The sequence below is a fragment of the Desulfotruncus arcticus DSM 17038 genome, from assembly GCF_900113335.1.
GTDB lineage: Bacteria > Bacillota > Desulfotomaculia > Desulfotomaculales > Desulfallaceae > Desulfotruncus > Desulfotruncus arcticus.
Genome location: NZ_FOOX01000003.1, coordinates 178,889 through 199,330, shown reverse-complemented (window position 1 = coordinate 199,330; position 20,442 = coordinate 178,889). Strand labels below are relative to the sequence as shown.

20 protein-coding genes are annotated in these 20,442 nt (G+C 46.4%); 10 read left to right on the top strand and 10 right to left on the bottom strand.

Features of this window, described 5'->3' with window-relative positions:
• Positions 1-19: 19 nt before the first annotated feature.
• Entirely contained in the window at positions 20-364 is a 345-nt protein-coding gene (locus tag BM056_RS05725; protein WP_092469610.1) for a phage holin family protein, read from the top strand.
• A 125-nt stretch (positions 365-489) separates the two neighbouring features.
• On the top strand, positions 490-951 hold the full coding sequence (locus tag BM056_RS05720; protein WP_092469608.1) for a bifunctional nuclease family protein: 462 nt from the start codon (positions 490-492) through the stop codon (positions 949-951).
• 109 nt (positions 952-1,060) lie between these two features.
• Here the strand turns inward: BM056_RS05720 and BM056_RS05715 are convergent, their stop codons facing one another.
• The 3 genes from BM056_RS05715 to aroF form a co-directional block, all read right to left on the bottom strand.
• Positions 1,061-2,338: a GAF domain-containing sensor histidine kinase gene (locus BM056_RS05715; RefSeq protein WP_165613395.1), complete on the bottom strand. Its 1,278-nt coding sequence runs from the start codon at positions 2,336-2,338 to the stop codon at positions 1,061-1,063.
• A gap of 142 nt (positions 2,339-2,480) precedes the next feature.
• Positions 2,481-3,617: a prephenate dehydratase gene (pheA, locus tag BM056_RS05710; protein ID WP_092469604.1), complete on the bottom strand. Its 1,137-nt coding sequence runs from the start codon at positions 3,615-3,617 to the stop codon at positions 2,481-2,483.
• A gap of 15 nt (positions 3,618-3,632) precedes the next feature.
• Positions 3,633-4,646 (bottom strand): 3-deoxy-7-phosphoheptulonate synthase, encoded by a 1,014-nt coding sequence (aroF, locus tag BM056_RS05705; protein WP_092469944.1) that lies wholly within the window; start codon positions 4,644-4,646, stop codon positions 3,633-3,635.
• 630 nt (positions 4,647-5,276) lie between these two features.
• Between aroF and BM056_RS05700 the strand changes: the two genes are divergently transcribed.
• Positions 5,277-7,379 carry an acetate--CoA ligase family protein gene (locus tag BM056_RS05700; RefSeq protein ID WP_092469602.1) on the top strand — a complete coding sequence of 701 codons (2,103 nt, stop codon included), beginning with the start codon at positions 5,277-5,279 and terminating at the stop codon, positions 7,377-7,379.
• Positions 7,380-7,603: 224 nt separating this feature from the next.
• On the opposite strand, the gene BM056_RS05695 is transcribed toward BM056_RS05700, so the two are convergent.
• Positions 7,604-8,083, bottom strand: a complete 480-nt coding sequence (locus BM056_RS05695) for a nucleoside recognition domain-containing protein (RefSeq protein ID WP_092469600.1) — start codon at positions 8,081-8,083, stop codon at positions 7,604-7,606.
• 39 nt (positions 8,084-8,122) lie between these two features.
• Positions 8,123-8,542, bottom strand: a complete 420-nt coding sequence (locus tag BM056_RS05690) for a nucleoside recognition domain-containing protein (protein WP_092469598.1) — start codon at positions 8,540-8,542, stop codon at positions 8,123-8,125.
• A gap of 181 nt (positions 8,543-8,723) precedes the next feature.
• Between BM056_RS05690 and BM056_RS05685 the strand changes: the two genes are divergently transcribed.
• The 4 genes from BM056_RS05685 (at position 8,724) to BM056_RS27185 (ending at position 12,384) form a co-directional block, all read left to right on the top strand.
• On the top strand, positions 8,724-9,473 hold the full coding sequence (locus tag BM056_RS05685; RefSeq protein ID WP_092469597.1) for a tetratricopeptide repeat protein: 750 nt from the start codon (positions 8,724-8,726) through the stop codon (positions 9,471-9,473).
• Positions 9,474-9,514: 41 nt separating this feature from the next.
• Positions 9,515-10,333, top strand: a complete 819-nt coding sequence (locus BM056_RS05680; RefSeq protein WP_092469595.1) for an alpha/beta hydrolase — start codon at positions 9,515-9,517, stop codon at positions 10,331-10,333.
• A gap of 99 nt (positions 10,334-10,432) precedes the next feature.
• Positions 10,433-11,689, top strand: coding sequence for an S-layer homology domain-containing protein (locus tag BM056_RS05675; protein WP_092469594.1), 1,257 nt, complete (start codon positions 10,433-10,435; stop codon positions 11,687-11,689).
• A gap of 23 nt (positions 11,690-11,712) precedes the next feature.
• Positions 11,713-12,384 (top strand): lytic transglycosylase domain-containing protein, encoded by a 672-nt coding sequence (locus BM056_RS27185; protein ID WP_092469592.1) that lies wholly within the window; start codon positions 11,713-11,715, stop codon positions 12,382-12,384.
• Positions 12,385-12,416: 32 nt separating this feature from the next.
• On the opposite strand, the gene BM056_RS05665 is transcribed toward BM056_RS27185, so the two are convergent.
• From BM056_RS05665 to BM056_RS05655, 3 genes are all read right to left on the bottom strand, one after another.
• A complete protein-coding gene (locus BM056_RS05665; RefSeq protein ID WP_092469591.1) occupies positions 12,417-13,319 on the bottom strand; it encodes an SDR family oxidoreductase in 903 nt (300 codons plus the stop codon).
• A gap of 81 nt (positions 13,320-13,400) precedes the next feature.
• Complete coding sequence (locus tag BM056_RS05660; protein ID WP_092469589.1) at positions 13,401-13,979, bottom strand: stage II sporulation protein M; 579 nt, start codon at positions 13,977-13,979, stop codon at positions 13,401-13,403.
• Between the two features lie 232 nt (positions 13,980-14,211).
• Positions 14,212-14,598 carry a hypothetical protein gene (locus BM056_RS05655; RefSeq protein WP_092469587.1) on the bottom strand — a complete coding sequence of 129 codons (387 nt, stop codon included), beginning with the start codon at positions 14,596-14,598 and terminating at the stop codon, positions 14,212-14,214.
• A 173-nt stretch (positions 14,599-14,771) separates the two neighbouring features.
• On the opposite strand from BM056_RS05655, the gene trkA reads away from it, so the two are divergent.
• The 3 genes from trkA (at position 14,772) to BM056_RS05640 (ending at position 19,227) form a co-directional block, all read left to right on the top strand.
• Positions 14,772-16,118 (top strand): Trk system potassium transporter TrkA, encoded by a 1,347-nt coding sequence (gene trkA, locus BM056_RS05650; RefSeq protein WP_092469585.1) that lies wholly within the window; start codon positions 14,772-14,774, stop codon positions 16,116-16,118.
• Positions 16,119-16,121: 3 nt separating this feature from the next.
• On the top strand, positions 16,122-17,564 hold the full coding sequence (locus BM056_RS05645) for a TrkH family potassium uptake protein (protein ID WP_092469583.1): 1,443 nt from the start codon (positions 16,122-16,124) through the stop codon (positions 17,562-17,564).
• A gap of 412 nt (positions 17,565-17,976) precedes the next feature.
• Complete coding sequence (locus BM056_RS05640) at positions 17,977-19,227, top strand: L-lactate MFS transporter (protein ID WP_092469581.1); 1,251 nt, start codon at positions 17,977-17,979, stop codon at positions 19,225-19,227.
• A 130-nt stretch (positions 19,228-19,357) separates the two neighbouring features.
• On the opposite strand, the gene BM056_RS05635 is transcribed toward BM056_RS05640, so the two are convergent.
• Complete coding sequence (locus BM056_RS05635) at positions 19,358-19,738, bottom strand: DUF4363 family protein (RefSeq protein WP_092469579.1); 381 nt, start codon at positions 19,736-19,738, stop codon at positions 19,358-19,360.
• Positions 19,735-20,427, bottom strand: a complete 693-nt coding sequence (locus BM056_RS05630; protein ID WP_092469577.1) for a YetF domain-containing protein — start codon at positions 20,425-20,427, stop codon at positions 19,735-19,737. Before BM056_RS05630 ends, BM056_RS05635 begins: the two co-directional genes overlap by 4 nt.
• Positions 20,428-20,442 lie beyond the last annotated feature (15 nt).

Genomic DNA, 20,442 nt, shown 5'->3' with positions numbered 1-20,442 from the left:
TACTAGAAAGGGTTAACCAATGAACTGGATACTATCTTTTTTGCTCAACGCACTGGCAGTGGTTTTAGCAGACCGTTTAATTGACGGAATTTATATTTCAGGTATACTACCAGCGTTTATGGCGGGGGCCGCCCTCGGTATTGTTAACACTTTTTTACGCCCCGTGCTGGTCTTGCTGACCTTGCCATTTAGTATGCTATCTTTGGGGTTATTCATATTTATTATCAATGCATTAACATTTACTATAGCTTCCTGGCTGGTACCCGGTTTCGATGTGCTTAGTTTTGGAGGTGCCTTCTGGGGTGCCATTATAACCGGAGTTATTAGCTGGTTGCTCAACCTAATTTTCAGAGAAAGCCGCTAGAGAGCCGATACAACCTTTTGAAATTTGGCAGAAAAGTGATAGAATAACCTCAACATCAGGTTCATATTAAGCTGTTATGAATGGACCAGCAACTCCAAAACCAAATTTTTGGGAGGTTTGGTCCCATGATCGTCAAGGTAAAAGGAATCGCATATGATATGTCGGGCAGCCCTATTATTTTGCTTACAGACCCGACAGAACAAAAAGTACTGCCTATCTGGATAGGGTTGCTGGAAGCCCATTCCATCGCTCTGGCCATGGAGGAATCACCTCCGCCAAGGCCGATGACGCACGACATAACCCTGACCATCTGCCGAACGCTGGGGGCAGAAGTAACCAAAGTTGAAATAACTCAGATTAGGGACAATACTTTTTTTGCCGAGCTATACCTGTCTGCTGGTAAGGATGATTTTTTGATTGACCTCCGTCCCAGCGATGCCATCGCCCTTGCCATCAGGGCGGAAATTCCCATTAGCATTTCAGAAGCCTTACAGGAACAAATGATGGACATAAAACAGATTTTTGATGAGGAAACTCAACAGGAAATGGATAAACTTCTGGATGAGTATAAAAAGTCATTGCATTAAGAAAAAAACAAAGGCCATTAGCCTTTGTTTTTTTCTTAATGCTTTATTCTTTCGGTAAATTGTCATTGTGGAGCGAAGCGACGTGGCAATCTTTTGATGCCTTGCAGCTTTAGCTGGCATCAACCGGCATATCTATGCATACTGCAGTTCCCTTACCTCCGTTGCTGCGAAGTTTTATTTTGCCGCCATGGGACCCAACTATCCTCTCACATATAGTTAGCCCCAGGCCAACTCCACTGGACTTGTTGCTGATAAAAGGATCAAATATATTTTCTTTAATTTTGGCATCAACCCCCATGCCATTATCTTCCAATATAACATAAACCCGACCTTGATTTTCCGTAGTGATTATACGTAATCTACCCCCGCCCGGCATGGCATCAAGCGCGTTTTCAATAACATTTCCAAATACCGTATGCATTTTTTCCCGGTCTACGTATACGTTGGGTAAAGAAGAATAGTCTTTGATAATCACAACATCCGGGTCCATTATCGGCCCCAGTGTCCTAACAACCTCATCCATTAAATCGTTAATATCAACCCATTCCCGCTGCAAATGTATATCACCGGAAAGGCATAACAAAAATCGTATAGTTTTTTCCATTTTCTTAATCGAACAGTCCATTTGTTCAAGGTCCTGCTGAGCCATAACCCCCGAGGTAAAATTTCTGGCCAGTGAATAAAAGGACATTTTTAAGCCTGACAGAGGATTTCTTAATTCCTTGGCCATCACAGACGAAACTGAGCCCAATAATTGCATTTGCCGGTCACCGCCAGCGCCATTTGAGGGGGCCGTACTGTTATTTTTAGCCTTACGGTCGCTGCCCGAAACAGCCAATCCGTCAAGCTGCCAGCTGATCTTTTTAATCTTAATATTTCTAATTGCGGGAGAAAGCAAATTGGCTACCATTTCAAGAATTTGCATATCTTTATCGCTAAAATCCCCATCCTCCGGTTTGCGGCCAAGATGAATGCTGCCCAAAATCTGATGTCCGTTCCGTATTGGTGCCCCAGCGGTATATAATATACTCATTGGCTCGAGAACCTGGACGTAAAAAGGATGTTTCTTAATTTGTTCCAATTTAAAAACTTGTGAGGATCTCCATGGCCTTCCAGTACCCTTTATTTTTTTCAGTAAGTAATTTGTCCCCGCCCGGTTGCTTAGATTTGTCAAAGCCATGTCTTCAACGCCTACCCCAGCTTTTAAATTAAACCTGCTCTTTTCATTGATATACAAAGAACCTATTTCGTAAGTTAATATATCCGACAGGTAGGCATGTATGGTTTCAAACATATTCCTTAATGGTAAGCTCGACGTTATAACTCTGCTGATCTCCAGCAGGGTAGACAGCTCCCCGGGTGAAAGTCCGGCACTTTTTCCAGACAACTTAACCACCCTCATCACGTAATAGTTTGCAATTTTACTTTATCATTGCATTTCACATGGAAAGGTGTCAATAAAACGCCTGCGAACGGTCACATACTTACCTCTTTTGGCTCTTAGCAAGAATGAATCGCTTACTTTTTTTCTACAGACTGGCTGAAATTAGCGTTTTTTGCCTGCGCACGGATTCTAGCAACATCAACCTGAATATTTTAACCACCATATCGGTGTTAAGGTTGTTTTCACGGGCTTGTTCCTTCACTCGATTCATAATTTCGGCCTCACGGGTTTGGTCAATTACCTCACATGTATCCTTTTTTAAATCTGCCACCCGATCCACCAGCCTCTGGCGCATAGTTAGCAAGTACAATATTTCATCATCCACAAGGTCAATTTTTCCCCTTAGTTGTTGTATATTGGAGTAGCCTGATCCCTGATACTGCTGATAGCTCTTCATACCCTCGCAGGCGGGATAACAGCCCAGAAATTTTATCCATAAGGTATTATTGGAGAGGGCCTCTACTGCTTCTGCCACCACCGGGTCGTCAACCCGCCCAACCAAGTCGATAAAGAAGATGTAATCACCTAATTTGCTGCCTGCGGGCCTGGATTCGATACGGGTAAGGTTGATTGCCCGCAAGGAAAATTCCCTCAATATCCGGGATAGTGCGCCTGGGTGATCAAGAACAGCGAGTGCCAGTGATGTCTTGGCCGGGACAGCCGGAACCGGGTTATCCCTGCTTATGACAAGAAATCTGGTAACGTTATCATTATTACTCTGAATATCGGAGCTCAACAACTCTAACGCATATGTCGCCGCCGCATTATCTGAGCCAATAGCTGCTGCATTAAGCGGCGCACTGGCAACTGCCAGAGCTGCCGCTGCCGTACTGGCAGTCTCTACCAGTTGTGCGCCGGGCAAATGTTCAGCAATAAATTTCCGGCACTGGGCCAGCGCCTGAGGATGAGAATAAACTTTTTCAATCCCGGCCAGAACTGTTCCGGGACGGGCCAGGAGGTGGTGACGTACCGGGAGCAAAAGCTCGGCATTTACATAGATCCCTTCGCAAGACAGTAATAAGTCCAGAGTTTCCCCAACAGAACCTTCAGTTGAATTCTCCACCGGCACTATCCCCATATCCAAAAATCCATCATCAACCTGTTGAAATACAGACGACAGGCTGTAGCAGCACACCGGTTGGCACTCGTGCTCGGCTGCATAACGTAATGCCATTGTGTGAGAATAAGTTCCCTCAGGTCCAAGGTAACCGAGCTTAGTCATAATTAACGCCCCCTTTTAAAGTACCCTGCCCACTGCGGATGCCAGTGGCCGAAGCCCAGCCATTAGCGAATCAAACGCTACAGGATCAAGTGATTGCGGCCCGTCACAGAGCGCCATCTGTGGGTCCGGGTGCACCTCGACGATGAGCCCGTCGGCGCCGGACGCCAGGGCCGCCCTGGACATGGGCCCTACCAGCTCCCGCTTGCCTGTTGCGTGGCTGGGATCAACAATAACGGGCAAGTGCGTTAATGTTTTGGCCAGAGCAACAGCACTGAGGTCCAATGTATTCCTGGTGCTGTTTTCAAAAGTACGGATACCGCGCTCACAAAGTATTACATTTTCATTGCCTGAAGCAATGATATATTCAGCCGCCATCAGCCACTCCTCAACTGTCGCTGATAATCCCCTTTTAAGTAAAACCGGCTTATTTACTTTTCCGGCCAATTGCAGCAGCCGGAAATTTTGCATATTCCTGGCGCCGATTTGAATCATATCGACGTAATTAACCGCCATACTGAGACTTTCCTCATCAATTACTTCGGTTACCGTAGCCAGGCCGGTTTCTTCCGCAGCCTCGGCCAGAAGGCGCAGCCCTTCTTCCTCCAAACCCTGGAAGCTATATGGTGAAGTCCTGGGCTTGTAGGCCCCGCCGCGCAGTACAGTGGCGCCGGACTTGCAAACCGCCCTGGCGGCAGTAACCAGTTGGTCTTTACTCTCAACCGCACATGGTCCCGCCACAACGACCAACCCCTGACCGCCAATCTTTACGGGTCCCACCTGTACCACTGAGTTTTCTTCCTTGTACTCCCGGCTAACCAGCTTATATGGTTTCATTACCCGCATTACCTTCTCAACTCCCGGCAGTGCTTCAATATTGGACATCGCAACGGAATGTTTGTCTCCGACCGCGCCAATCACTATTCTTTTGACCCCTGTGATCATGTGGGTCTGAAAACCTCTGTCATGCAGCCATTCGTTGACCTTGTCAATTTGCTCCTTAGCGGTGTTTACTTTCATTACTACTACCATGCCAATCCCTCCATAAAATATAATAACCCGCCACTCATCCCTGGCAGGGACGAAAGTGGACGGGTTACTTCCGCGGTACCACCCTGTTTGACCCGACAAAATATCGAGTCCGCTTAATCTAAGGTACGGGAAAATATATTCCCCCCGGTAAAAACACAAAAACCTCTCATCCCAGGGACGAGAGGCTAAGCCACCGCGTTACCACCCCGGTTGACCCGCATATCTAAATACGGGACCACCTCGGCTGAAAGTACGGGAATAATATTCCGATACCCCCTTCCTTATAACGTGGGAAGAACACGTCCTAACCTACTTTCCCTTTCAGGGTTTCAGCCGGCTTCTCCGAGGAGAACTTCGGACGGTCATAACCCGAGAGTGCTTCCAGTCGACGACACTCTCTCCCTGGGGGCCTGTTACCTACCTACTTTTCCTCTTCATCAAATTTAAATAAATTATTGACGTTTTTAATATAGCATTTTGCAAACAAATTTGCAAGTTTTAAAATCAGTGTATGGTAAAATAAACTGTATGAGCATAAACAAACTCAATGCTTTTTGCTTTTATTTGGAGATTATTAAAACACTATTATTTAATGAGATCTTTGGATTAAATTCCACTGGGAGGTAAACCATGACAGAAATCATCAACCTTGAACCTTTTTTTAGCCCACAGTCAGTAGCACTGATTGGAGTTTCTTCCCGTACCGGGCCAGGAACCTTCAACGTGCTGGAACAGATATTGAACAGTGGCTACCGCGGAAAAATATATCCTGTTAATCCCCGGGGCGGCAGCATCCTTGGCGTACCGGCTTACCGCTCGGTTAAAGATATCAGCCATTCCGTTGACCTGGCCATAATTTCCACTCCGCGTTCAGCCGTCCCCGAAGTGGTTGGGCAGTGCGTTGAAAAAGGCATCACTGCAGTGATTGTTATAACTCAGGGGTTTTCAGACGCAGATGACGAAGCGGGCCAGCGGATGCATAACGAAATTGTAGAGGCCGTAAGGGGTACCGCTACAAGAGTGGTAGGACCCAATACTTTAGGTGTAATCAATAATTTTATTAATTTTAAATCCGCTTTCTTAGAGTTTACCACCAGCACCGTCCCCGTGGGATTTATCTGCCAATCCGGGATATTCCTGGCAGCGGCCAAAGACTTTACCGGCGGCATCGGTATAGGCGTTGATATTGGCAATACCTCAGACGTCGGATTTATAGAATGTATGGAATATATGGCCCAAAACCCGCTGATTAAAGTTATTAATTTACATATTGAGGGCTTGCAGAACGGGCGCCGTTTCATGGAGGCGGCACGTAGAATTACCCCCCTAAAACCTATTCTGGCTTTAAAAACCGGCAGCAGCGAGGAAGGGTCCCGTGCCGCCAGTTCCCATAGCGGATCATTGGCCGGAGAAGACGCCGTGTTTTCCGCAGCCTTTAACCAAAGTGGGATTATCAGGGTGGCGGGAGCTTCCCAACTGGCAGAATTAAATCGGACTCTGTGGACTTACGGCAAGATGGCGGGCAAAAGGATAGGCGTAATAACTATCAGCGGCGGCGCAGGCATCATGGCAGTGGACGCCTGCAGCAAGTATGGATTGCAAACTGCCAGCTATGCGCCTGAAACCATTGCGGTACTGGAGGAGGTTTTTCCTGACTGGATGAAGGCCGGAAACCCGGCTGATATTTGGCCTGCGGGTATGGCCAGGGGATATCATAAAATCGTTGCTCTGGCTTTAAACAGTGTATTGGCCGACAGCGGGGTAGACGCAGTTTTATGCATTACACCGGCTTACCTTGACCCAGCTGAAGACCCGCTTAATATAGTAGACACGGTCAATGAAACTGTCGCCAAACACCCGGACAAGCCAACAGCGATGTGGTTTTTCGGCCCCCACAAACAAAAGTATGCTGAAAAATTTAACGAAGCAGAGTTGGTAGTGGCGTACGGCTCCCCCGAGAGCGCAATGTATTGTCTATCTGAGCTTTACAAGTACCATAACATGATTAAAAACAAAGCATACGAAACAACAACATTACCGCCAACCGGCAGCGTTAATCTAAAACTTTCTACATTAAGTGCCGCACCCGTTGCGCTGAATGAAAAGGCATTGGATATTATTGAAAGCTGCGGCATACCGGCTGTTAATCGCAGGCTTGCCAGCTCGGAAGACGAAGCGGTAAAACTGGCGGGCGAAATCGGTTATCCGGTCGTAATGAAAATTTCTTCCCCGGACATTACTCACAAATCCGATGCCGGGGGCGTAAGGCTGGGCATTAGCTCTGAAGCGGAATTAATGCAAGCCTACCGGGAAATGATGGAAATCATACCCCAAAAGGTACCCGGAGCCCGAATTAAAGGCGTTTTACTCCAAAAATCGGTGAGCGAAGGCACAGAAGTTATCCTGGGCGGTAAAAGGGACCCCCAATTCGGGCCGGTGCTGGTTTTCGGAATGGGCGGTATTTATGCAGAGATAATGCGGGACGTGGCATTCCGGGTGGCCCCCGTTACAAAGCGGGAAGCCGTTGAGATGATTAAAGAAACCAAAGCATATAAAATTATCTCCGGCGCCCGGGGTAAAAAAACCGGCAATATCGAAGCTTTAGCCCAATGCATAGTAAAGCTGGGCGAATTACTTGGCAACCAGCCCGAAATAACAGAGGTGGACATCAACCCCCTGCTGGTAAAGCCGGAAGGGTGTATCGCCCTGGACGCCAGAATGGTGATTGATTAAACAGAAGAACCTTAGGCCACGTGACTATATCTCACATAGCCTAAGGTTCTTTAAAAAAGTTTATGGCTGCATCAACAGCATTTTCCGCCTGTTTCCCCCGGGGGAGCTGATAAAGAAGACTTGGTTCAGGTGGGGTTTTGACCCCACCTGAACCTTAGTCGCACTTATTTCGAGTTTATCGCCGCTAAGACTCCCGCCTGTAGAGGCGGGAGTCCTAGCGGCGGTTAACGAGATAAAACCGGATCGCCACGTTTTAAGCTTTCCTTTTCCAACCAAGCTGAGCGGCTTAACAGGAAGGTTAGGAGTACAGCCACTATAAAACGTCCCAGTAATATCACTACACCGTTGGCCCCTACAGCTATAAATAAGGCGGTGTCTTCAACTACAGCATGACAAACCGACAAAAAAACATTGATGAGAAAAAGATCCTTCCAACTTAAACGACCGCTGCGCGCTTCCTCAATCAACACCCCGGCCCCGTAAGCAATGCCAAATATTATACCAACCAGCAGCGGAAAAGCAGCCTCACGGGACAGACGAAAAACACCAACCACCGGAGCCATCCCTTGGGCAATTCGATCCAAGATTTTTAAATCTCTGGCAACCTCCAGAACCAGCATTATCGGTATGACAATCATAGCCATCATAGCTATATTATGAACTACTCCCAGCGAGGCCTCTCGCGCAAATCCGGCCCAATCCAAACATAGCACCTTCTTTATTCTTAGAAAATAGCTTAAAAATTACAGCATAAGGTTTAATAATATCCCGGACAGCACTGCCATAGTAATACGAAAAGCTGTGATTAATGCTGCGTTTACGCCGGTACGCCCTGATACAGCCGATTCAATCGGCAGCGAATGGGATAAAAGCAGCATGGTAGCAATAATTGTTATTTCCCGGTGGGAAAGTCCAAGTGAGGATATTGCCCCGATAGCTGCATAAAGGTTGATTAGTTTCCCCAGCACCAATACCAGTGAAGCCTCACCGGGAAGACCAAACATATGCATTACCGGTGCGAATAAACCCGCTACCAAATCCAGAACCGGTGTGTATTTTAAAAAGGTAACCACCAGGTAAACAGGAACCACTACCTTTGTTAGCGTCCAGGTAGTGGAAAAACCCCGGTTCAACCCCCTTTTTAATGTTCCTGCAGTAATCATTCCGGCAACCCCTTAGATCGTTTAGTAATAGCTTTCTACAAAAAATCTTATTTTACCTTCATCTGTTAAATTACTTAAGTCAGGGACTATTCAAAACTTTTCATAGGCGGCACAGGCAGGAAAAACCATCTCTCAGGTAAAATATAGATAGGAATTAGGCCTTGACAGGGATGTGATTGCTATGGAAAGAAACGTGGCCAAACACGTACTGGCCGATGTTCTATGGGTAACCCACCAGTCCCGGGGACATCGGGAGGCCAAATATATTTATGATTTATTGAGGCGGTCCTATCGGGCAAGGCAAATGGAATGGCATGAAGAATGTCTTCAACTGGCCTGGACGCAATACTGTCACTGGGTCAGCGCCGGTAGTCCCAATAGGTTAAATGAAGTCAAACGCAAAGGGCGCCACAACAAAAAATTAGGTGATTTAGCATATCCTATTCGTTTGGAAAAAAGGGGCCGAAATGAGTGGGAGTTCGCCTGGCCGGGAGAAGTACTAAACCTTTCAGACAAGTTCGATCTGGGGATTAATTATTTGGAAGCAGGCGATATGAAAAAAGCAAGAGAGGTGTTTAAAAGTCTGCTGGGTGAATGCCCCTATTTTATAGACGCCTTAAACCACCTTGCAATTACAGAGTGGAACACCGGCAATCTGGCGGCAGCTGAGGATTTATACACAAAAGCGTACAATGTGGGGCGTTCTGTTTTGTCTGAAGACTTTAAAGGTAAGTTACCCTGGTCCTGGACCGATAACCGTCCCTACTTAAGAACACTGCACGGCCTGTCTCTGGTAAAATTAAGGCGTGGCGATATAGCCGGAACTAAAGAATTACTTAACCGGATATTAAAACTGGACCCGGACGACCACCTGGGAGTACGCATGATACTGGAGGATATAAAAAATGGCACAGCGCCATGGAATGAATAAGCCACAACCTTATTTGAATTAATACATAGGAGGAGATTATTATGACCAGCGGACAAGCTTGGGAAAGAATTAGTTTTATAAATTCCCACAAGCTGTGTTTAGCAGGTTTATTACACGCCCCGGGCGGGCCTTCAGGTCCGGTGGTGATTGTCTGTCACGGCTTCACCGGCAGCAAAGAAGGCGGCGGCAGGGCCCAAGCTATGGGAGAGGAACTGGGGAACCGGGGTTTTAATGTTTTTCTGTTTGACTTTAGTGGCAACGGCCAAAGTGAAGGGTTATTCGAAAGAATAACCCTATCCGGCCAGATTGATGATTTAAACAGCGCGGTGGACTGGTGTACCTCGGCAGGAATGGGTCCCGTTTTTACAGTAGGGCGCAGCTTTGGCGGAACTACTGTAATCTGCCATGCTGCGGGCGATCAAAGGGTATCAGGAGTATGTACCTGGGCGGCCCCGGCCAGTCTAAAGGACATATTCACAGAATTTGTCGAAGGCCCGGTGGACGAAAGCGGCGATATGTACGCTCTGGCCGGAGATGAAGGTATTGTTTACCTGCGCAGGTCTTTCTTTGACGACCTCGACCGGTTTGACGTACCCCAGCAGGCCGGGAAAATTGCACCAAGACCATTACTGATTATCCACGGGGAAAAAGACAACGTTGTTCCCCCTGAGGATGCCGGTTTAATTTTCCAAAACGCCGGTGAACCAAGGGAACTCCTTTATATTCCAGGCGCCGACCACCAATTTTCAAATCATACCCGCAAGGTATGGGACACAATGTTCGACTGGCTGGATAGGATCAAACTTTCCGATAAAAAAGACTTGGTTCAGGTGGGATTTTTGACCCCATCTGAACCTTAGTCGCACTTATTTCGAGCTTACAGCCTGTTAATCCCCGACCTAAGAAGGCGGGGTCTTACAGGCTGTGCGAAGATAATACATAAAAAGGAGTTAATCATTGTGGGTAGATTAAAAAAGGCTTTATCTATGGTCGCTGCCCTGACAATTTTTTTCCTGATGTTGCCACAGGCTTTGGCCTCCGGCTTTCCTGACACAAAGGGTCACTGGGCCGAACCTGAAATTAAAACCATGGCCGAAAAAGGGATCATTGGCGGTTACCCCGACGGAAATTTCTATCCCTCAAAAAACGTTTCCAGGCGAGAGCTGGCCAAAATTGTTTTTTCCCTTTTTCCTCAAGCCACCGGGCTGGAAACCGGCAAAGTTGCAACATATCCCGACTACCCTGACGTATCCCAGGGTTGGGGCCAGAACTATTTACAAGCCGCGGAACTGTTTTTACCCGGCTATACCGACGGGACTTTTAAGCCCGACCAGCCTGCCACCAGGCACGAGGTTGCACTGCTGGCGCTAACCTCGTCTCTGATAAACAATAACAAATACCGGATGGATGATAATAAACTGATTATAGAAATGCCTTTGCCAGACAGTTCATCGTGGAAAACACTAGTTGGTTTCCGGGAGTTTCAAGACCTGCCGGAAAAATACAGCAAATCCACAGCTTACTTCCAAGACGATCCGTATAAAACGGATTTTTACCAATTCGCAGGATACTTTTACAGTGATCTTAACCCGGAAGCATTACTGGCCGGCAAAAAAATCTTAACGGGTTACGGCGATGGAAGGCTTAGTCTGGATAATGGTGTAACACGGGCTGAAACCGTGGTAATAATCAACCGCATATTAGCAGCTGATTTCAGTAATTCGGACAAATTTCTGCTTGAACCCGCCGGCAAGGTTTACAGAACACGCACCGTCCGGGTAAATGCCGCAGGTGCGAATAGTGAGCTTGACCAACTTGGTTTGTTTTACAAAAATAAATATCAAGATCCATTGACGCGGGCCAGGATGGTTTATAATTTTATGATTCATAGTTTTAATTATGATTGGGAGGCAAGGGAAGGAGTTAGCTCTTACGCTGTCCAGGGGGTTTCCGAAGTAATGAACAGCGGCAGGGCCCTGGAGCAAGAACTGGCCCAGTTTTATGCTACCTTAGCGGGCAAAGCCGGGTTGCAGGCAATAACCGTTAGCGGTAAAGCAATAAATTCCGGAGACACCGGTGATCACACCTGGGTGGAATTAAACTTGGCAGGAAAGAAGATTGAAGTTGACCCAACTTATGGAGTATGTACCGGAGACCTGTTTTTTAATAACTTTGATTACTGGCGCAATCAGGGCTACCAATGGAATCGAAAATAAGGAAAGGAAAGTTGTGTGTTTGAATGAAAATAGACGAACTGGCCATGCTGCTGGTTGAATACCAATCGTTATCATTAACCACCAATCAGAAGGCCGAACAGATTTTACCGGAAGAAGACTTTTCCTTTTTACTAATGCTGGCCATGGCAAAACAGAGGAATGGCAACAGCGGCACACCAGGCAAGCCGGTAGAAATAACAACGGGTAACATTTTTCCTGAATTGTATACAGTTAATCAAACAGGAGCCAAGTATTCAGCAGCAACCAGCAAAACTAAAAATACCGAAACTCAGCCTGTTCCCGGGAAAACCGGCTCAATTGAAGCAATAATAGAAAATATCTCCCAAAAGCATGGCGTTGATCCGACACTGGTTAAGGCTGTAATCAAAGTGGAATCGGGTTTTAATCCTCGTGCTGTTTCACCCTCGGGAGCCATGGGTTTAATGCAATTAATGCCTGCTACAGCAGCATCGCTGGGGGTAAAAGACCCTTTTGACCCTGTTCAAAATATAGACGGCGGGGTTCGCTACATTAAAAAGATGCTGAACAGGTATAACGGAAACACAGCTTTAGCCCTTGCAGCCTACAACGCCGGACCCGGCGCGGTGGACCGCGCCGGAGGAATCCCGGATTACCGGGAAACCCAAAATTACGTTCAAAAGGTATTAAAACAGCAGCTTAATACAATAGCTTGATAACTAATTAGTTATCAAGCTATTGTCAGCGTTTAGCTCTTTTTTCCGGCGGGCAGGTATTTCAGTCCGTTACGCAGCGCCCTTGGTTTAAAGCCAAATATTTTTTCTACAGCATCAATGTCTGTGATGTTAGGTACTTCCATCTGTTTTAGCTCCACAGGAGTTACGGGAGGATCTGGTAAAATACTGCCCATAAGTGGTACAATCAAACGCATTAGGAACATAGGTACATAAATCTTATAACGTTTTTCTCCCAACCGTTCCATCAGGCGATCCAACATCTGCGAGTAACTAAGATGCTCCGGTCCCCCCAATTCGATTAATTGTCCGGACATATTGCCATTTTCACCAATCAAACACAGGCAGCGCACAATGTCTTCCACAGCAATAGGCTGAAACAATGTTGCACCTTTACCCGGAACCGGCACAACGGGACCAGGTACATACTTAAATGACTGCATCATCCGGTCAAAAAAATTAAAGCCGTCTCCATAGATAATTGAAGAGCGCACAATAGTCCAACATAAGCCGCTTTGTCTAACCGCTTCCTCCCCGCGCCACTTTGAATAGACATATTTATACTTGGGGTTATCGCAGGCGCCAATTGCACTCATATGGATAAAGTGCTTTACTCCGGCCTGACCGGCGGCAATGACAAGGTTCAATGTCCCCTCTACGTTAACATGCTCGAACGTACTTTGGCCCTGTTCCCTGATCACGGCAACAAGGTGAAAAATCTTATCAGCACCCTTGCATGCAGCTGAAACAGCCGCAGAATCATTAATATCACCGCGGACTAGCTCAACACCTGAGGGTAGCAGTTCCTTGCCATTTTTGGGGGAGCGTACCAGGCAGCGTACTTTGTGACCTTTTTCAACCAAAGCTCTAACCAGATATCTTCCAACCAGGCCTGTACCCCCGGTTACCAGAATCACAAAACCCCCTCCAGTCGTCAGGGTTACATAGTTAGCTATATATTTGTTATTAAACCGTTAAATTCCTTTATTTTTTTAGAATTACTGTAAAAACCGGTGAATAATCAGCGGGGTAACAAAGGTTTCCACCAGGGCGGCCAGTACCAGCAAGGGCAAGACCACTGAAGTATATGTTGTTACCACCCGGCCCCAAACCGGCTTTCCCCGGCTGCGTAACCTTCTATAATAAAAACTGGACCCGCAAGCGATAAATAGCGCACTCAGCTCGGGAATTCCGTGGGGAATCAAACCAAAGAGCCAGATTTCAAAGGTATAGTGATTAAAAAGCAGTGCCTGCATTTTAGCTGCAAAACCGCTAATTAACCCGTTCAGCAATAAAACCAGCACAGGCCAAATGTTATAGGTAATTATACCCAGCACCAATGCGGTAAAACTTACAACAGCATTACGAGTTAAAATATATAAAAAAATATTGTCCGGCAAACCGCCTCCTATAATGATTTTGCGCACTTCGGCATAATACTCGGCGGCCCTGTCTTGTAACAATACCGCCACAATATATCCGGCATAAACAGCAGTTACAAAAATAGCTAAACATATTAAAATATCACGCCGGTAGTTTTTTAGGCCACGCAATTCATTATCAACCAGAGAAAACATCAATACCCCCCAATTCACTCGCGATTATTAACTACTTTAATAAAGAAGACTTGGTTCAGGTGGGGTTTTGACCCCACCTGAACCTTAGTCGCACTTATTTCGAGTTTATCGCCGCTAAGACTCCCGCCTGTAAAGGCGGGAGTCTTAGCGGCGGTTAACGAGATCAATTAAGCCATTGCCCGATGCAATGGCTTAATTAGTATTATTTCCCTTTAAGAAAATATACATAACCCTATGCTCTCCTTGGGGCTTTAGCCCTGTCACCGCCCTTCAACTTTTTGCGCTCCGGTTCGAATTTATCGCAAAGTTGAACCATTTCAAGCTGGTAACTGGTTCTTCCATGGATTTCACCGTAAGGAACCCCGGGAGTCCTGGCCAGATCCAACACCCGAGCGAAGTCAAGCTGCAGTTGACGGCAAACGTAATACAAGAGACATTGGCCCGGCTGCAGGTCGCGTCCCTGAAAAAACCAAAACTGCAGTGCTTTTTTCTTGCCCCCCGGCTGATAATAAGTTGTAACCCGCTTCATTGCAGGGATGGAACCAAAGTCGACGGCCACTTGCATATCTTCCACGTAAACCATCCAACGGCCTTCGGCCAGATACCAAATATCGCCCATTTTTAGTCACCCCTGGTAAGATACGATAACAGGCGCTATTTTCCTGCCTGCAAACTGCAAAAATAGCCAACCTATTTTTTATTTTTATTAATTTTAATTGCCAAAAGAAATTTATTAACTTATACTAATTAATCATCGAAAATATACGCCCGGTTTCATTATGAGGTGAAAAAATGCAAATAACAATTATCGGGGCCGGTAAAGTTGGCAAGGAAATAGCTACTCGTTTACTGCAGGAAGGCCACGATTTAATTATTATCGACAAGGATGAGACCAGACTTCAAAAAATTGAGGAGGATTACGACTGCCTTTGCATCAGGGGCAGCGGCTCAGCAGCCAAAACTCTGAGTTCCAAGGTCATTGCCAGCAGCGACTTGCTTATTGCGGTAACAAACAGCGACGAAGTTAACATGATCGCCTGCATGACAGCCAAGCGGATTGGCATACCGCGAGCTATCGCCAGGGTCAGAGATCCCGATTATTCCAAAGATTTAATAATTAGCAAAGAAGACCTGGGCGTAGATTTGATTATCAATCCCGATTACTCGGCGGCAATGGAAATTAACCGCCTGTTAACCCTGGCTTTACCGGTTAACATGGAACCATTTGCACAGGGCAGAGTACAAATGGTTGATATTGTAGTTGATGAGAAAATGACTATATTTTCTCATCAAAGACTTATGGATATGGATATTCCCAGATCACTTTTGATCGTAGCCATATCCCGCAACGGTGATATGCTTATCCCGGGCGGCTCCGACGTAGTGTTGCCCGGCGATATCATTTATTTATTAGGCCACTCCGACGTAGTTAATAAATTTTGTACAAAAGTGAAAAAAAATAAACAAAAAGTACAAAGCGTCATGATTTTGGGAGGCGGGAGAATCGGCTTTTATCTTGCCGAAAAACTTTGTTCCAAAGGCATGAAGGTAAAAGTTATTGAACGTGATAAGAAAAAAAGCCGCGAACTGGCTGAAGAATTGCCGGGAGCGCTGATCCTGTGCGCCGATGGCTCAGATATGGAACTCCTTAAAAGAGAAGGAATCAAAGATATTGACGGGTTTGTCACCGTTACTGGTCTGGATGAGGAAAACTTGCTTTTAGGGCTTCTGGCCAAACAAATGGGCGCTAAAAGAGTAATCGCCAAAGTCAGCAGGCCAGGTTACGCCCCTTTGGTGGAGCAACTGGGGGTTGATTCCGCGATTAGCCCGCGTTTAATCACGGCCGGTGAAATACTTCGGTTTATCAAAGGCGGAAGATTGCTGTCACTATACCTGCTGCTAAACGAAAAAGCAGAGGTAATGGAGTTAATCGTACAACCCGGCAGTAAATTGTCCGGGCGCCCGCTGCACAAGTCGGGCTTGCCCTCGGGCACAATTATAGGAGCCATTATGAGAAAAAATAAGGTAATCATACCCCAGGGTGATGACGTAATCAAAGACCTTGACCGGATTGTAGTTTTTGCACTTGGCCATAACGTTCATATAGTAGAGTCCCTATGCGGTCTTGGAGGAAGCTAAACAATGAATACTGCATTGATACTGCGTACGCTGGGACTGGTCTTACTTTGTGAAGCAGGGGCAATGCTGCCTTCTTTAGGAATTGCACTGTTTTTAAACGAAGCTGATTACATGGCTTTTGCCATTTCCATTTTTTTTGTTGTCATTATTGGGTTTACCCTGGCCCGTACCCGCATCGAATCCAGCGAAGTCGGGTACAGGGAAGGTTTTATCATCGCCACCGCAGGGTGGTTGTTTTTGGCGCTGTTCGGCGCCTTCCCGTTTATCATATCAGGAGCCATTCCCGGTTTTATTGATGCATTTTTTGAAACAATGTCCGGTTTCACTACCACCGGTGCTTCAGTTTTAACTGATATTGAAAGCCTTTCCCGAAGTATTCTATTCTGGCGCAGCATTACCCACTGGCTGGGCGGCATGGGGATTATTGTTCTCACCCTGGCACTGATACCTTCATTAAAAATCGCCGGCATGAAACTATTCCGGGCTGAAGTGCCGGGACCGGCCAAAAGCAAGGTGCTTCCCCGTGTGGCACAAACTTCCCGGGTGTTATATAAGCTATATTTAATGATAACGGTAGCAGAAGTACTCGCCTTAAAAATAGCCGGTCTTTCCTGGTTTGACTCCTTTATTCAAACCTTTGGAACCGTGGCTACAGGTGGTTTTTCCAATAAAAATGCCAGCATTGCCGCTTTTGGCAACCCGGCAGTGGAATATATTATAGTTTTTTTTATGTTCCTTTGCGGTATGAACTTTGCGCTGCATTTTCATGCCCTGCGCGGAAACTTTCGTCCTCTTTGGCAAGATCCTGAAACCCGGATGTACACCTTTGTTACAATGGCCGCTATAATTTTAATCTGCATTAACCTGATAACTGCTCAAGGTTACGGAATTGAAGCGGCTTTTCGTCACTCAATCTTTCAAAGCGTTTCCATTCTCACCACCACCGGGTTTGCCACTGCCGATTATAACCAGTGGCCTGCTTTTAGCCAGGGGGTACTGTTTCTGCTCATGTTCATCGGTGGGTGCGCCGGTTCTACCTCTGGAGGAATGAAGAATGTCCGCTACCTGATCCTGTTTAAAAATGCTTCCCGCGAAATTACCAAAATGATCCATCCCAAAGCGGTAATACCTATTCGTCTGGGCAAGGATGTCATCCCGGAGGAACTGGTGGAAAGCGTAATTTCTTTCTTTTTCCTTTACCTTGCTATCTTACTGGCTTCAACACTACTCATAACTGCCATGGGCATTGATTTAATCAGTTCTATTTCGGCAGTAGCGGCAACACTGGGAAATATAGGACCGGGCTTCGGATTGGTAGGCCCGGCCACCAACTATGCAGCTATTCCGGCAGCGGGAAAGTTGCTGCTTACACTGTGTATGTTAGTGGGAAGATTGGAGATATATACCGTTCTGGTGGTTTTCTCCGCCCGGCTGTGGCGCTCTTAAGAAGTTTGTCGACTTGGCCCGGCGACTGGTTTTATATAGGAGGCAACGGTTAAAAACCGTTGCCTCCTATTAGATTTACCACTTACTAATTAATACTGCTGTTAAAATCATAATGTGACTATTAGACTGAATTTTATTAATTTTCTGTCAGTTATGTACTAATATATAATGGACTAAAATTTTACAGGGGGTGATTAAATGCCTTAGTTTTCTCTATAAAAACGATACGGTTGCGATTGTATCACATAAGTACGTAAACATGGTTGGTTCTATAATTTTTTTACTCAATAATTTGGACTGTTAACTTTCTTATTATATTAGTAATTTCATATCTGATTCGCCAAAAGTATCGTTCTAACTTATCTTTTTCCTACATTACTTAGTTCCTCAATAAAAAACGGAGGTGTAATAAATGTCCACCAATCAACCCAGTTTAACCACTGCCTGGTTGAAGGTTTTCGCCGGAACCGGTGTTAACCTGTGCCTGGGTGTGCTTTATACCTGGAGCGTTTTCGCGGCTGCGCTAAGATCACAGCTTGGCTGGTCCGCTACTGAATCCCAATTTCCCTATACTCTGGCCTGCCTGATCTTTGCAGCCAGCATGATCCCCGGCGGCCGCCTGGTCGACAAAATTGGCCCGCGCTGGGTCGTCACTGTAGGCGCCCTTTTTGTCGGCGCGGGTATGTACATTAGCGGCGCATCAGTTACTTTAACAAGCATTACCATCGGTTTCGGCCTGTTTGTCGGCATAGCCATGGGCTTGGGTTACGCCGCTCCCACCCCTGCCGCGGTCAAATGGTTCCAGCCTCATAAGAGGGGTTTAATCGCCGGCCTGGTGGTTGCCGGCTTTGGCGGCGCTTCAATATACACTGCGCCATTAACCAACTATCTCTTGACAACTTATGGCGTTAAAGGAACCTTCTTTTATCTGGGATCACTTTTCTTTATAGTAATGATCCTTTTGGCTCAATACCTATCAGTTCCGCCAGCAGGTTATATACCATACGGCGGACCTCCACCGAAGTCAAATGGCAGTACCCCAGTGGCATCCAAGAAAGACTATTCACCCGCTGAAATGGTCAAAACCCCGCAGTTTTACCTGCTCTGGCTGATGTTCCTATTTGGCGCCTCGGCAGGTTTGATGATCATCGGCCACCTGGCCACCATCTCCAATGTACAGGGCGGTATAACCTGGGGCTTCGTCCTGGTGGCTGTGCTGGCTATAGCCAACGCCGGCGGGCGGATTTTCTTCGGCTGGTTGTCCGATAAACTCGGACGAAGCAAAACCATGTTCGTAGTGTTTGCCATCCAGGCAATCAATATGTTCTTGTTTGCTACCTATACCAGCGGCGCAACCCTTTTAATCGGTTCGGTCCTCACCGGCGCAGCTTACGGCGCCTGCTTATCGCTGTTCCCGTCAGCTGTATTTGACTACTTCGGCTTAAAGAACGGCGGCCTGAACTACAGCTTCGTATTTACAGCCTGGGGTGTTGCAGCGTTAATAGGTCCTATCATTGCCGGCCGTGCATTGGACCTCACCCAGAGCTACCAGGGCGGCTACACCATCTCCGCCATCCTGATGATTGTAGCGGCGATTCTGGCCCTTATTACCAAGGCACCTAAGCCATTGGAGATGCCTATGGATAACAGAGTAACAGGTTAAATTGGAAAGGGGACACACCTGCTGAAGCTGGGTAATTCTTTGGGGACAGGAATGTCCCCAATTGATTAGGGTAAGGTATAAAGTATTAAAATGCGCGCGCTAAGGGAACTGATTAAGCGCGCGTTTTTTACTATAAAATGTTTTTAAGATTGATCTTTTCCTTTTCCGGAATATGCTCCAGCATCTGCTTTAACACTGAGGCTTCTCCGGAAGCCAGTGACCTGTCCTTCAGATCAATGTATTTGGTCACGCGGGCGATGGCCATATCAATATTATCAATTTCCTGGTGGTCAATTACCATGGCCCACCACCCTTTGTGGGTAGACCATTTTTCTTGCACCTGATGCATGCCCTTGCCGGCAGCGTCCCAGTTACCTGCCGCTATGTTTTTTTCCAGGCTTCCAAAACCCGTCATCATTTGCCGAGTGTCACTTTCCAGGGCATTAACGGTGTAAATACCAAAAGCAAGAACAGCTATTAATACAGCAATAACAGCAACGTATACTTTCATACAGAACCCCCACCGGAATTGGCTTTAAGCTGGTAGAAAAGCTTTCCCGCCGTGTCAAGACTGGCAAAAAAGACCTTTTTAAAATCATTAATGCCAAATTTATTCAGTTCCGTCTTCAACCAATCCTCATTCAGATTAATTTTCTTTAAGTTTTCTTTTACCACCTTACCATCCATAACCACGGTAACGGGCATGCCCTCGTACTTGGTTTCCAGCTTTAAATCTTCCGGCTGTACAGCCCGCTTCTGGGATTTAGGGATTACACTGAGCTGCCCGTTGGTTTCCAATATGGCAAACTCTACATCTGCTATATTAGGGTAATCCTTGGAGCGCAGCTGCTCTAAAAGGTCATTAATATTATAGCGCAGGTACCTTAATTCCTTCTCCACCAGCTTGCCGTTTGCCACCAGTACACTGGGACGACCGCAAAAAACTGTCCGGGCTTTTTCACTTTTTAACGATATATAGGATAAAGTGACCTGGGCGGCCATTAAGATGACTATAGGAATGATCCCACTCAACAGGGGAATTCCGGTGTTTTGCATGGGAATGGCCGCCAAATCGGCGATCATCAGCGCCACCACCAGTTCAAAGGGCTGCAGCTGCCCTATTTCCCGCTTACCCATTACCCGCATAACAATTACTATGGCTGCATAAAGGATAACTGTTCTAATTATTATAAGCAGCATGTAAGCATCACCCGT

Coding starts and splice junctions, on each gene's coding strand:
- BM056_RS05725 (WP_092469610.1), top strand. CDS start 20: ATGAACTGGATACTATCTTTTTTGCTCAACGCACTGGCAGTGGTTTTA.
- BM056_RS05720 (WP_092469608.1), top strand. CDS start 490: ATGATCGTCAAGGTAAAAGGAATCGCATATGATATGTCGGGCAGCCCT.
- pheA (WP_092469604.1), bottom strand. CDS start 3,617: ATGACTAAGCTCGGTTACCTTGGACCTGAGGGAACTTATTCTCACACA.
- aroF (WP_092469944.1), bottom strand. CDS start 4,646: ATGGTAGTAGTAATGAAAGTAAACACCGCTAAGGAGCAAATTGACAAG.
- BM056_RS05700 (WP_092469602.1), top strand. CDS start 5,277: ATGACAGAAATCATCAACCTTGAACCTTTTTTTAGCCCACAGTCAGTA.
- BM056_RS05690 (WP_092469598.1), bottom strand. CDS start 8,542: ATGATTACTGCAGGAACATTAAAAAGGGGGTTGAACCGGGGTTTTTCC.
- BM056_RS05685 (WP_092469597.1), top strand. CDS start 8,724: ATGGAAAGAAACGTGGCCAAACACGTACTGGCCGATGTTCTATGGGTA.
- BM056_RS05680 (WP_092469595.1), top strand. CDS start 9,515: ATGACCAGCGGACAAGCTTGGGAAAGAATTAGTTTTATAAATTCCCAC.
- BM056_RS27185 (WP_092469592.1), top strand. CDS start 11,713: ATGAAAATAGACGAACTGGCCATGCTGCTGGTTGAATACCAATCGTTA.
- BM056_RS05660 (WP_092469589.1), bottom strand. CDS start 13,979: ATGTTTTCTCTGGTTGATAATGAATTGCGTGGCCTAAAAAACTACCGG.
- BM056_RS05655 (WP_092469587.1), bottom strand. CDS start 14,598: ATGGGCGATATTTGGTATCTGGCCGAAGGCCGTTGGATGGTTTACGTG.
- trkA (WP_092469585.1), top strand. CDS start 14,772: ATGCAAATAACAATTATCGGGGCCGGTAAAGTTGGCAAGGAAATAGCT.
- BM056_RS05645 (WP_092469583.1), top strand. CDS start 16,122: ATGAATACTGCATTGATACTGCGTACGCTGGGACTGGTCTTACTTTGT.
- BM056_RS05640 (WP_092469581.1), top strand. CDS start 17,977: ATGTCCACCAATCAACCCAGTTTAACCACTGCCTGGTTGAAGGTTTTC.
- BM056_RS05635 (WP_092469579.1), bottom strand. CDS start 19,738: ATGAAAGTATACGTTGCTGTTATTGCTGTATTAATAGCTGTTCTTGCT.
- BM056_RS05630 (WP_092469577.1), bottom strand. CDS start 20,427: ATGCTGCTTATAATAATTAGAACAGTTATCCTTTATGCAGCCATAGTA.